This is a genomic window from Luteibacter sp., from assembly GCF_035539195.1.
Classification (GTDB): domain Bacteria; phylum Pseudomonadota; class Gammaproteobacteria; order Xanthomonadales; family Rhodanobacteraceae; genus Luteibacter.
In genome coordinates this window covers 32,943-45,304 of the sequence record NZ_DATLIW010000036.1, presented here as the reverse complement: position 1 = coordinate 45,304, position 12,362 = coordinate 32,943, and the positions used below count along the sequence as shown (strand labels likewise).

At 65.7% G+C, this 12,362-nt stretch carries 12 protein-coding genes; 7 read left to right on the top strand and 5 right to left on the bottom strand.

Translation table 11 applies throughout. From position 1 onward, the window contains the following. Positions 1 to 4: 4 nt before the first annotated feature. Positions 5 to 709 (bottom strand): pirin family protein, encoded by a 705-nt coding sequence (locus tag VM621_RS14230; protein WP_325469616.1) that lies wholly within the window; start codon positions 707 to 709, stop codon positions 5 to 7. A gap of 150 nt (positions 710 to 859) precedes the next feature. Here VM621_RS14230 and VM621_RS14225 point away from each other — a divergent pair, with 150 nt between their 5' ends. Further along, positions 860 to 1,987 (top strand): hypothetical protein, encoded by a 1,128-nt coding sequence (locus tag VM621_RS14225; protein WP_325469615.1) that lies wholly within the window; start codon positions 860 to 862, stop codon positions 1,985 to 1,987. A 30-nt stretch (positions 1,988 to 2,017) separates the two neighbouring features. Here the strand turns inward: VM621_RS14225 and VM621_RS14220 are convergent, their stop codons facing one another. Further along, the gene (locus VM621_RS14220; protein ID WP_325469614.1) at positions 2,018 to 2,380 is read right to left on the bottom strand and encodes a hypothetical protein; all 363 of its coding nucleotides are present in this window, start codon (positions 2,378 to 2,380) and stop codon (positions 2,018 to 2,020) included. A 174-nt stretch (positions 2,381 to 2,554) separates the two neighbouring features. On the opposite strand from VM621_RS14220, the gene VM621_RS14215 reads away from it, so the two are divergent. The 3 genes from VM621_RS14215 to VM621_RS14205 all read left to right on the top strand — a co-directional run bounded on the left by VM621_RS14215 (position 2,555) and on the right by VM621_RS14205 (position 5,725). Beyond that, a complete protein-coding gene (locus tag VM621_RS14215) occupies positions 2,555 to 3,676 on the top strand; it encodes a sensor histidine kinase (protein WP_325469613.1) in 1,122 nt (373 codons plus the stop codon). Continuing rightward, positions 3,673 to 4,458, top strand: a complete 786-nt coding sequence (locus tag VM621_RS14210) for a LytR/AlgR family response regulator transcription factor (protein ID WP_325469612.1) — start codon at positions 3,673 to 3,675, stop codon at positions 4,456 to 4,458. Before VM621_RS14215 ends, VM621_RS14210 begins: the two co-directional genes overlap by 4 nt. 73 nt (positions 4,459 to 4,531) lie before the next feature. Continuing rightward, complete coding sequence (locus VM621_RS14205; RefSeq protein WP_325469611.1) at positions 4,532 to 5,725, top strand: DUF2252 family protein; 1,194 nt, start codon at positions 4,532 to 4,534, stop codon at positions 5,723 to 5,725. Here VM621_RS14205 and VM621_RS14200 read toward each other — a convergent pair. Continuing rightward, a complete protein-coding gene (locus tag VM621_RS14200; protein WP_325469610.1) occupies positions 5,722 to 6,138 on the bottom strand; it encodes a DUF3224 domain-containing protein in 417 nt (138 codons plus the stop codon). The two genes, VM621_RS14205 and VM621_RS14200, sit on opposite strands and share 4 nt — an antisense overlap. Before the next feature lie 117 nt (positions 6,139 to 6,255). Between VM621_RS14200 and VM621_RS14195 the strand changes: the two genes are divergently transcribed. From VM621_RS14195 to VM621_RS14185, 3 genes are all read left to right on the top strand, one after another. Then, positions 6,256 to 7,209, top strand: coding sequence for a quinone oxidoreductase (locus VM621_RS14195; protein ID WP_325469609.1), 954 nt, complete (start codon positions 6,256 to 6,258; stop codon positions 7,207 to 7,209). Positions 7,210 to 7,232: 23 nt separating this feature from the next. Continuing rightward, positions 7,233 to 8,663, top strand: coding sequence for a GGDEF domain-containing protein (locus VM621_RS14190; RefSeq protein WP_325469608.1), 1,431 nt, complete (start codon positions 7,233 to 7,235; stop codon positions 8,661 to 8,663). Positions 8,664 to 8,742: 79 nt separating this feature from the next. After that, entirely contained in the window at positions 8,743 to 10,824 is a 2,082-nt protein-coding gene (locus tag VM621_RS14185; RefSeq protein ID WP_325469607.1) for a catalase, read from the top strand. Between the two features lie 38 nt (positions 10,825 to 10,862). Here the strand turns inward: VM621_RS14185 and VM621_RS14180 are convergent, their stop codons facing one another. After that, positions 10,863 to 11,111, bottom strand: coding sequence for a hypothetical protein (locus VM621_RS14180; protein WP_325469606.1), 249 nt, complete (start codon positions 11,109 to 11,111; stop codon positions 10,863 to 10,865). Positions 11,112 to 11,351: 240 nt separating this feature from the next. Further along, positions 11,352 to 12,359 carry a cytochrome d ubiquinol oxidase subunit II gene (gene cydB, locus VM621_RS14175; protein WP_325469605.1) on the bottom strand — a complete coding sequence of 336 codons (1,008 nt, stop codon included), beginning with the start codon at positions 12,357 to 12,359 and terminating at the stop codon, positions 11,352 to 11,354. Positions 12,360 to 12,362: the final 3 nt, after the last annotated feature.

The window sequence follows — 12,362 nt, the reverse complement described above, 5'->3', positions numbered from 1 at the left end:
GGACTCAGTCCAGCGGGGCCATGTCGAACACCAGCACTTCGCCGTCGACGCCATCGCTCAGCACGACACGATCCTCGGCGGTGATCTTCGCGGCGTCGCCCGCCGACAACGGATGGCCGTTGACGTGCACGGTGCCGCGAACGACGTGCACATAGACCAGGCGCTCGTAGTCGATCGTGTGGTGCGCGGTTTCGTCAGGTCCGAACAGGCCGGCATAGATGCGAACGTCCTGATGCACGGTGACCGAGCCGTGTTCGCCGCGCTGGCTGGCGACCAGGCGCAATTTGCCCCGCTTCTCGGCATCGGGGAACGTCTTCTGCTCGTAGCCGGGTTTCAGGTGAAGCTCGTTGGGAATGATCCAGATCTGCAGGAAATGGGTGAGTGTGTCGGCGTGGTTCTCTTCCGAGTGGGTCACGCCGCTGCCGGCGGACATGATCTGCACCTCGCCAGGGCGGATGATCACCTTGTTGCCCATGGAGTCGCTATGGGCCAGCTCGCCCTCGAGCACGTAGCTGATGATTTCCATGTCGCGATGCGAATGCGTGCCGAAGCCGGCACCGGCGGCGACGCGATCTTCGTTGATGACACGCAGCGGACCGAAGTGCACGTGGTCCTCGTCGCGATAGTCGGCGAAGGAGAAGCTATGGTGCGAATCGAGCCAGCCGTGGTTGGCGTGGCCGCGGTCGGCAGCGTGGCGAATGACGAACATGGCGAACTCCGGAGCAGGGAAGGGGACGGCCGGGTTGGATGCCCAGCATAGCCGCACAGGCTAGCGGGGCGAAGGCGCGAGCTCTTGCATAAAGCGAGTGTCACGAACCGGGTCTACACTCGCAGGCGTCCTTAGCTCAAGGTTGCCCCGGTGACATCCCATGATCCGATCGTCTCTTCCGGTGAACTGACCGCACTGCGCTTGATCGACATCGCCTATACGATCGACCTCGTGCAGGCGCAGACGCTCTGGGCCGCGCGGGCCAGCAGCGCATTCAGCCGCTCGTACCTGACCAGCACGCCGCCCAAGGCGGTGGCCTTCGGCGTGGCGCCCTTGTGGTTGGCCCTGGGTCAGACCGAATTGCTGCTGGGCTCGGGCCCGGTCGTGCTCGACATTTCCGTGCGTCTGTACGACTTCGGCGTGGCGGCGCTGGCCGCACGGATCAAGGTGAAGGATCAGCCGTGGAGTCGGTTCGTCGCGGACTTCGACGGACTCGACCGGCTGCTCGGCGCCGCCGCGCCGGCCGATTTCTGGACCGAACTGCTCACGCGCGTTCGCGAGATCATCTCGCCGGCGCTCGACCGCCCGGCCATCGATGCCTCCCTGGAGGAGGACTACTTGATCTGTACCGTGCACGCTTTCGACGAGCCCATGGACGCCGTCGCCTTGAAGGAGCGCGTCGACCTGACCAGTCTTCTTTCCGGCGAAAAGCGGCGGCTCTCGCCTGCCGCGCGGAAGGAACTGATGTCGCGGAGCTTCTCCTACTACGCGGACGACCTGGTGGTGCTCACCTGGGACCGGGCCTTCATCTATGAACCCCGTCGCGACTCCGACGTGGCCGACGTGATCGAAGTGGCCAACGCCCAGCTCGTCGAGTTCCGCTACTACGACACCTTGCTCGACGACGAGCTGCCGCGCATGTACGACCGTGTGGAGAACGCGCGAAGCGCGGCCTCGGTCTTCGCCTCGCGGCGCTTCGCCAACCTGGCGCGCCGGCTGTATACCCTTGTCGCCGAGGTGACCGAGCTGACGGAGCGCGTGGACAATGCGTTGCAGGTCACCGAGGACGTCTACCTCGCGCGGGTCTACAGCACGGCCCTGGGTCTGTTCCGCGTGCCCACGCTCGGTGCTTCCGTCGACCGCAAGCTCGCGATCATCCGCGACACGTATGCGGCGCTCTACGAAGAGGCATCCAGCCGCCGCGCCGAGCTGCTGGAGATATCCATCGTGGTGCTGATCATGCTCGAGATCACCATCACGCTGGTGCGCGGCTGGTAGCCGGACGCCCTCCGGCCTGTGGGAGCGGCTTCAGCGCGACAGTCGCAGCCCGCTGGCCTTGCACACATCGACATCACGGATAACCTCGCTGCGCCCATCGCGAAACGTCACCCGCACGTCGCGGTGGCAGGCGCCCTCGGGCAAGCGCACCGTCGTGGATGCCAGTCCTCCCTGGAGTGGCTCGCCCAAGGCGACGACCGCATAACCGCCCGTCGGGTTCGACGTATCGGCGACCTCCATCGCCGTCACGCTGTCGAAGCTGGCATTGACGACGCGAAAGAGGCGACCGGGACTGGCCTGGGGCTGGAAGTCGGCGGCACTGGCGCTCCCTGCCACGGCAAGGAGAGTCAGCAACGGGACGAGGACGACGAGACGGAACGGAACGTTGCGCATGGGGCTCTCCCTGGTTGATGGCGGCTTCAGGGAAGCGATTCCGGCGTCGGCCGGAAAGCGATTCGTGACGAATCGTCGTGGCGCGCGGACGAATCGTAGTGGGTCATACGTCACGCTTCCCGGCGCCGCGAACGGGGCCTACCATGGGCGCTATCCCAGCTCGGACACATCGGCATGAAGGTTCGACTCGGTACGGCGCAGATCGGGCTGGCACGCTACATCGGCCTGTGGACGATCGTTGCCGTGGTCTTTGCGGAACAGCGCTTCCTCCACGACGACCTCCTCGGCCATACCTGGAGCATGTTCGACTACCTGCGCTGGTCCCTGATCCAGTGGTACACCTGGGCGGCACTGGCACCGCAGGTGTTTCGCCTGGCTGCCAGGTATCCGATCCGGCCGCCCGTGCGGCTCCGCGGCCTCGGGATGCAGCTGCCGCTGAGCATCGGCGTGACCATGGCGGCGCAGGTGATCGGTGCCTTCATCTCGATCTTCACCGAAGCCAGTTCCCTCCGCGAACAGATGAACCAGTTCGTCGGCCAGCACTTTGCCACGGGCTTGCTCACGTACTGGGGCCTCTTCGCCATACAGCAGGCCATGCAGTACCACGACGAGAAGACGCGGCGCGAAGTCGAAGCAGGCCGACTGGCGACGGAACTCGCCCAGTCGCGGCTGCAGGCGCTGAAATCGCAGCTGCAACCGCACTTCCTGTTCAACACACTGCATGCCATCGCCACCCTGCTCAAGGAGGACGCACTGTCCGCCGAAGACATGCTGCTGCGCCTGAGCGATCTGCTGCGGGCCTTCCTCGAGGACTACGACGGGCAGGAGATCACCCTGCGGCGCGAACTGGTGCTGCTGGACCTTTACCTGGGCATCCAGCAGATGCGGTTCAAGGATCGTCTGAGCACCCGGATCTATGTCGCGCCCGACACGCTCGACTGCGCGGTGCCGAGCCTGATCCTCCAGCCCATCGTCGAAAATGCCATTCGCCACGGCATCGGCGACCGGCTCGGTGTCGACTGCATCGAGATCGAAAGTCGGCGCGACGGCGACACGCTGCGGATCGAAGTGCGCAACCGCAACAGCACGCTGGAGAAGGATGGGGCGGCCGTCGGCAAGCGTGCCGGGCACGGCATCGGCCTTGCCAACACGGCACTGAGGCTGCGCGAACTCTACGGCGACGCGGCCCATGTGCGCCTGGACATGATGTGGCCGGAGGGCGTGGCTTGCCGTATCCAGCTTCCGTTCCGGGTGATCGAGGAGTTCGACGACGCCCCCGAGATCGTCACCGCATGACGATCACCGCACTCGTCGTCGACGACGAACCCCTGGCGCGCAGCGCCATCGTGCGCTTGCTTCGCGACGATCCGGAGATCGAACTGCTGGGCGAATGCGGCGATGGCGTCGCCGCCGTACAGGCCATCCGCGAGCAGTCGCCGGACCTCGTCTTTCTGGATATCCAGATGCCCGGCATCCAGGGCATGGACGTGGTGGCGACGATCGGCGCGGCACGCATGCCGGCGACGGTTTTCGTTACCGCCTTCGAGCACTACGCGGTCAAGGCTTTCGAAGCCAATGCCGTGGACTATCTGGTCAAGCCATTCAGTCGACAGCGCTTCGCCGAAACCTTGCAACGGGCCAAGTCGAGGTTATCCGCTGCCGCGGTAAACGCGGCAGGCGGGTCGGGTATACAGCAGGTGCTGGACGCGCTACGCCAGCGCGACAACTATCTGGAGCGTATTCCCGTGCGTACCGACGAACACGTCGTCTTTGTCGACGTCGGCGACGTTGTCTGGATCAAGGCCAGCGGCAACACCGTTCGGATCCACCTGGCCGACCGTCAGTATGAGTTGCGAGAGACCATGGCCGGCCTCGCCGAGCGGCTCAATCCCAATCAGTTCGCACGCATCCACCGCTCGGCGATCATCAACGTGCGGCGGGTCCAGGCCATCCATCCCTGGTTCAATGGGCACCACGTCGTCACGATGGATACCGGGCAGAAGCTGCGCATGAGCCGCTACCAGCACGAAGCGTTTCTCCGCCTGGTATCGACGCGGTTCCCCACGGCGTCGCAGTGACTTCACGGCACTCACGCGACGCTTCCTCGTCAATCGCGTCCACTACCGAGGCGCAAGAACTTACGAGGTGGCAATGGCAGTCAAGGGAACGGTTCCACCGGAGGATCGCGCGTCACGTCTGACGGCACTACGCAACCTCAAGATGGCGCGCTCGGCACACGCCTTCGTCCGCGGCAACACCGTGCAGTTCTATGACTGGCTGGAGCACGCGGGACGGACGTTGCCGAAGGGCCCGGATATCTGGATCTGTGGCGATTGCCACGTCAGCAACATCGGTCCCGTCGCGGACAACGACGGCGGCATCGATATCCAGATCCGCGACCTCGACCAGGCGGTGGTAGGCAATCCCGCGCACGACATCGTCCGTCTGGCGGTATCGCTGGCCACCGCTGCGCGCGGTTCCGATCTTCCCGGTGTCATCACGGCGCGCATGATCGAACAGCTCATCGACGGCTACGAGCGCGCCATGGGCAGTGGGCGTAAGGCGTACCGACTTGTCGAGCGTCCATCGTGTATCCGGCTGGTGATGAAGGCGGCGACCAAGCGACGCTGGAAACATCTGGCCGACGAGCGTATCGAGGGTTCGAAACCGACCATTCCGCTCGGCCGTCGTTTCTGGGAGGTCACCGATGAGGAGCGCGACGAACTGAAAGCCTTGTCCGCGGGCGCGGATATGCAGAAGCTGGTCACGCAGCTGGTTCATCGCAAGGACGACGCCACCGTCGAGCTCGTCGATGCCAAGTACTGGGTGAAGGGGTGCAGCTCGCTCGGACGCCTGCGTTACGCCTTGTTGATGCGGGTGAGCGGCGAAAAGGAGCTATGCCTTGTCGACGTCAAGGAAGCCCTGCGCGCCGCCGCCCCCCGGAGTGCGAAGGCGGAGATGCCGCGCGACAACGCCCTGCGCGTCAAGGAAGGCGCCCTGCATCTGGCGCCCAACCTTGGCCAGCGCATGATGGCGGCGCGCGTGCGGGGCAAGACGGTCTTCGTCCGCGAACTGCGCCCGCAGGATCTGAAGATCGACCTCGAACGCATGGAGGCCACCGATGCGATGGACGTCGCCCGTTATCTCGGCAACGTGGTCGGCAGGGCGCACGCGGCGCAGTTGAACCGCGACCAGCGCCGCAGTTGGCTGGCCGAGCTTGCGCGCAACCGTCCGCAGAACATCGAGGCGCCTTCGTGGTTGTGGCGAAGCGTGGTCGAGCTGGTGCAGGCCCACGAGGGCGGCTACCTGGAGCACTGTCGCAAGTACGCCGCAGCGCTCGTCTAGGGCAAGAGCGAATAGGCGAACGCGTAGGTGTGCTTGCCGTCGGCCACGGCGATCGTCATCGAGCCGCTGAGACTCTTCAGTTCGTCCGTGCCCGATTCCGGCACGACCTCGATCGTCCAATCCCGGGGAGCGCCACCGACCATCAGGGCCCGGTGGATCAGCACGAAGCTGCCCTTTCGGCCGCCGAGGGTGCCGGAGAACTTCTCCAGCGCTACGTAGCCACCCGAGGTCTTGCCGTCGCCGGCACCCAGCATCTCGCCCTGACCGGTGCCCTCGAGGTCTCCATGGAAGCGCTTTTGTAGCGACAGACGTGCAAGCCCCGCCCCCTCGGCGGCCGGGTTATCGGGCGTCTGCGGTTTCACCTCGACGTCGAAACGTCCCTCGGCATGCTGCAAAGACGACCTGCTGTTCATGGCACCCCCGGGCGTGTCGGTTGGAACTGCTTCACGGTTTATACGCTGGCCGGGCGTAACAGGCGATATCTGCCCTACCATACGGACCACGTCCCGACACAAGGCCACAGGTCCGCCATGCACGCCCTCCTGTTCGACCGCTTCGGCAGTACCGACGTCCTGCGCTGGGACACCATCGCCGACCCGGTGCCCGGTCCTGGCCAGGTGCTGGTCCGCACCCAGGCCGTCGGCCTGAACTTTGCGGACGTCTATCGGCGTAACGGCACGTACCATCTCTCCGGCTCGGCGCCGTGGATCCTCGGCTACGAAGGCGCCGGCACGATCGTTTCGCCGGGAAGCCCGTACCCGCAGGGTTCCCGCGTCGGCTTCGCGGATATGCCGTTCGCCAATGCGGAGCTGGTCGCCGTCGACGTGGACAAACTGATCCCGTTGCCCGACGACATCGCTTCGGAAACCGCCGCGGCGGTGCTGCTGCAAGGCCTCACCGCGCAGTATCTGGTGACCGACAGCTCGAACCCGCAGCCGGGGCAGGTGGCCCTCGTCCATGCGGCGGCCGGTGGCGTCGGCCTGCTTCTCGTGCAGATGCTCCGTGCAAAGGGCGTCCTGGTGATCGGCGTCGCCTCGTCCGATGCGAAACGCGACGCGGCGCGGCGCGCAGGCGCCGACATGGTCATGGGCTACGACGATCTGGTCGAACGGGTGCAGGATGCCACCGAAGGGGCGGGCGTCCACGTGACCTACGACTCCGTCGGTCGCACGCTGGGCGACAGCCTCGCCGCGACGCGGATCGGCGGCACCGTGGTCTTCTACGGCATGGCGGCCGGGGACCCGGACCCCGTCGATCCCCGGCTGTTGATGGATCGCTCGCTCACGCTCACCGGTGGCGACCTGTGGAACGTGTTGGTGAATGCGGAGGTCCGCCGGCAGCGCGCGGCCGAGCTGTTCGCGCTCATTCGCAAAGGCGCGCTCGTGCCGACCATCGCGGGCAGCTTCCCGCTTCGCGACGGTGGGAAGGCCCATGCTTTCCTGGAAAGCCGCAGCGCGATCGGTAAAGTGGTGATGCTCACTTGATAGTGCAACGGTGGACGCCTCGTTTGTCTGCGCTGCTCCTGGGAGCACATGCGGCCATCGCGCTGTTCGTCACGGTCGCTACGCTGAGCTGGAGTTACGGTGCGGTCCTTCTCGTCGCCGCGCTGACGGTGTGGCTTTGCTGGCGTCGTATCACGCTGGCCGTGGAGCACAACAAGCCCCTGTGGTGCATCCTGCTCGGCGCCATCCTGGCGAAGACGGTGGCGCTGGCCCTGCTGTTTGTCGATTCGCTGCAGCACGCCGAAGGCACGCTGGTCGCGGTCGATCCCAGCTTCTGGTTCTGCGTGGCCAGCCTGCTCATGATCGCGGCCGCCACGTATAACCCCGCCGGGCCGATGTTCCGATGGACGACAGCCGCCGATACGTTGCTGGCGATCGCCCTGGCGGTGATGTTCTACCTGATCCTGCATCGTGCCGTCGACCCGGCCGCGGCCAACGACTCGGCCCCATTTCTTATCCTTCTGTTCGACGCCCTGGATGCGTTCGTCGCCCTGTTCGCAACCATTCGCCTGCTCGGCACGCGCCGCAAGGACGAGCGCCGGTTCTTTTTCGTGCTGGCGAGCTTCGCCTGGGCGGACGGCATCTGCGCGGCCGCGCACAACCGCCTGCTGTCGCTGACGGATTCTTATCTTCCCGAACTGCTGCTGTCGATCCCGCTGGCCATCCTCGGCGTGCTCGTGAGTCGTCGGAGCATCGGCTGGCTGCGTGGCTACCGCCCGTCGCGCACGGTCATCTATGTCTCGGGCAGCGTCAGTCCCTTCGTGCTGTGCCTGGCCCTGTGCGCGTTGGCGTTCTTCCTGTTGAAGCCGGAGCCGGTACTGGCCATGGCGATGCTGGGCGTGGCCTTGACGGTCTATGCCGCGCGCAACGCGGTCGTCATCGGCTACCACCTCGCGGTGGAAGACGAGTTGCGCCTGCTCCGGCGGGGTCTTCAATACAAGGCCAACCACGACGAGCTGACCGGCCTGCAGAATCGTCGCGGGCTTTTTCTTGCGCTGCGGCGTGCGCTGGCGCGCGTCGACGACGAGCAACCCTGCATCAGCGTGGCGATGCTCGACGTCGATCGCTTCAAAGGGTTCAACGACGCCTACGGCCACCTGGCCGGCGACGCCTGCCTCGCCCGCGTCGCGCATGCCTTGCGGGCAGCGCTGGCGGGCATTCCGGACTCGATTGTCGCGCGGTACGGTGGCGAAGAGTTCGTCGCCGTCCTGCCCGGCATCGATGCCGCCGCGGCAATGGTCATCGTCGAGGCGGTACGGCGTGACGTCTACGGCCTGGGCATACCGAACCGTCACGGCATCGACGGCCTGGTGACGATAAGCGCCGGCATCGCCACCCATTGCGCGCCGGACGAAGCGGACGCGGAGCGCCTGCTGAACCTCGCCGACGAGGCCGTGTACCGCGCAAAGGCGGGCGGACGCAATCGAACAGTGTGAGGCCGGGTTACCTGAAGGCTGGACGCGGCTTTGACGGGGCGTGGGTCATGTTGGGCCTCCGATCAAGCCGAGGTGTGCCATGGCCAAGAAGAACGAAGACATCGCGACAACCGCCAAAGACCGGCGCGGGCAGGGCGATGAGCTCCACCAGACGGCCGGCGGCACCCATGCCCCGTTGACGACCAACCAGGGCCTGGTGGTCGGCGACAACCAGAATTCGTTGAAGGCCAACGCGCGCGGTCCGACCCTGCTCGAGGATTTCATCCTCCGCGAGAAGATCACCCACTTCGACCATGAGCGGATTCCCGAGCGCATCGTGCACGCCCGAGGCTCGGCGGCCCACGGCTATTTCGAACTGACGGCGTCGCTGGCCGAGTACACCACGGCCCGGGTGTTGACCGAGGTCGGTGAGCGCACGCCGCTGTTCACGCGATTCTCCACCGTCGCCGGAGGCTCCGGCTCGGTGGACACCCCGCGTGACGTCCGTGGCTTCGCCGTGAAGTTGTATACGAAAGAAGGCAACTGGGACCTGGTGGGCAACAACATACCGGTCTTCTTCATCCAGGACGCGATCAAGTTTCCGGATCTCATCCATGCGGTGAAGATGGAGCCCGATCGCGGCTTTCCGCAGGCGGCCAGCGCGCACGATACGTTCTGGGACTTCATCTCGCTCACGCCCGAGTCGATGCACATGATCCAGTGGGCGATGTCCGACCGGACGATTCCCCGCTCGCTGCGCATGATGGAAGGCTTCGGCATCCATTCGTTTCGCCTGCTTAACGCCAAAGGCAAGTCGACCTTCGTGAAGTTCCACTGGCGGCCGAAGCTGGGCTTGCAGTCCACCGTGTGGGACGAAGCGGTCAAACTTGCCGGTGCCGATCCGGACTTCCACCGGCGCGACCTGTACGAGGCGATTCAGAGCGGCAACTTCCCCGAATGGGAACTCGGCGTGCAGCTCTTCACCGAAGCGCAGGCGGCGAAGTTTCCGTTCGATCACCTGGATGCGACCAAGCTCATTCCCGAGGAACTCGTGCCGCTGAAGATCATCGGCCGCATGGTGCTCGACCGCTGGCCGGACAACTTCTTCGCCGAGACCGAGCAGGTGGCGTTCTGCCCTTCACACCTGGTCCCCGGGATCGACTTCAGCAACGACCCGCTGCTCCAGGGACGCCTGTTCTCTTACCTGGATACCCAGCTCTCGCGACTGGGCTCGCCGAACTTCCACCAATTGCCGATCAACGCGCCGAAGTGCCCGTTCGCCAACCAGCAGCGCGACGGCCACATGCAGACCCAGGTGCCGAAGGGCCGTGTCGCGTACGAGCCGAGTTCGCTCCAGGCCGATTCGCCGCGCGAAGAGCCGGGCCGCGGATTCCGTAGCGCCGCCATGCAGGAAGACGGCACGCGCGAACGTGTTCGGGCCGAAACCTTTGCCGATCACTACAGCCAGGCTCGCCTCTTCTTCACCAGCCAGACGGCCTTCGAACAGGCGCACATCGCCTCGGCCTTCGTCTTCGAACTGTCGAAAGTGGAGACGGTCCATGTGCGCGAGGCGATCGTAGGCCACCTGCGCCACGTGGACGAGGGTCTGGCCCAGCGCGTCGCCGCCGGCCTGGCGATGTCGCCCTTGCCGAAGGCGCCCAAGGCCGCCGCGCCCGTGGTCCCTATGAAGCCTTCACCCGCGTTGCAGATCATCGCCAAGATGAAGGCGACGCTGCAGGGACGCGTCGTGGGCATCCTGGTCGCCGACGGTTCCGATGCCGCCGCCATAGCGAAGCTGCGCAAGGCCGTCGAAGGCGCCGGCGCTACCGTGAAGATCGTCGCACCGAAGGTGGGCGGGGCGAAGCTTGCCGATGGCAAGCTGCTCGTCGCCGACGGTCAGCTGGCCGGAACACCGTCGATCGTCTTCGATGCCGTGGCCGTGCTGCTCTCGGCCGACGGCGCCGCCGCGATGACAAAAGAAGCGGCCGCCGTCGATTTCGTGCGGGACGCCTTCGGTCACCTCAAGGCGATCGCGCTGGACGATGGCGGCCGGGCGCTGTTCGCCAAGACGGGACTGGAAGCGGATGCGGGTGTCGTCGCAGCGACCGATGCCGCCGCCTTCGTCAAGCTCGCCACGACCCGGCAATTCGCGCGTGAGGCGACGGTGCGTATGTTGGCTTGACCGAAGACCTGCCAGGCGCGCCGAGCGCCGCCAAGCGCTCAGGCGTCGCCGAAGGCCAGGTCGATCTCGTTCGAGATGGCCACCATGGCCGCGCCATAGCCCGCTTTCGGCTCACTGCCGGGCGGGCCGAGCAGTCGGCTGAGCTGGGAGGCGGCTTCGGCGATGCCGTCGAAGCCTTCCGGTGCGGCAAGGGAGGCGATGCGACGCGCGCGGAAACGGCTCTCGTCGAGGTCGCCGGCGACCGCGGCTTCGTTCATCGCCACGGCGTCGAAAATGATCTCACCCATGGTGAGGCTATCGGTTTCCTGGCGGTGCACGGCGTAAGTCCCTGAATCGACCCGGGAGAAGGATACAGGGGAGCGGTCGTCACGGGCGTCACGAAAATGTGAATTGACCGGCCTTTTGGCCGATCCGTCAGCGTGGCACCAGCCAGCGGAACAACCCGGCGACACAGGCGACGGCCACGACGCCGCCAAGATAGAGCGCGACGAACCACGCCGCCTGGCGGAGCCGCGGATGCGTGGCCATCAGTGATAGCCCTCGTCGCCCGGCTTTACCTTGCCGCGAAACACCCAGTACGCCAGGCTCGTGTAGGTCAGGATGATCGGGATGATGATCGCCGCGCCGACCAGCGTGAACAGCTGGCTCGACCGCGGTGCGGACGCCGCCCAGATGTCCAGCGAAGGCGGGATGATGTTGGGGAAGATGCTGATCAGCAGTCCGCTATAGCCCAGGAAGACGATGCCCAGCGTCAGCAGGAAGGGCGCACGGTCGTTGCCGCGGCGTACGCTGACCAGGATGCCGATCACGCACGCGAGCACGAGCACGGGCACGGGCAGGAAGAAGAGCAGGTTGGGCAGGCTCAGCCAGCGCGCGGCCACGCCGGGCTGCCCGAGCAGGGTCCAGATGCTGACGATGCCCACGGCGACGGCGAGGCACAGGGTGAGCGGGCGCATGAGCACGGCCATGCGCCGCTGCAATTCGCCTTCGGTTTTCATCAACAGCCAGCCGCAACCGAGCGTCGCGTAGGTCAGCAGCAGCCCGATGCCGCTGAACAGGTTGAACGGCGAGAACCAGTCGAAGGGGCCGCCGACAAACTTGCCGTCGCGCACATCGATGCCTTGCAGAAGGCTGCCGAGGATCACGCCCTGGGCGAAGGTCGCCACGCCCGAGCCGGCGATGAAGGCGAGGTCCCAGAGGTGTTGGGTGCGCCTTGCCTTCGCGCGGATTTCGAACGCCACGCCGCGAAAAATGAGGCCGCAGAGCATGGCGATGATGGGCAGGTAGGTTGCCGGCAGGAGCACGGAGTAGGCGACGGGGAACACCGCATACAGGCAGGCGCCACCCAGCACCATCCACGTTTCGTTGCCGTCCCACACGGGCGCTACGGTATTGAGCATCACCTCGCGTTCGCCGTCGCGGTCGAAGAACGGGAAGATCAGGCCGATGCCGAGATCGAACCCGTCCAGCATGACGTAGAGGAAGACGCCGAAGCCGATGATGGCCGCCCAGATCACAGGCAAGTCGATATGCATGGC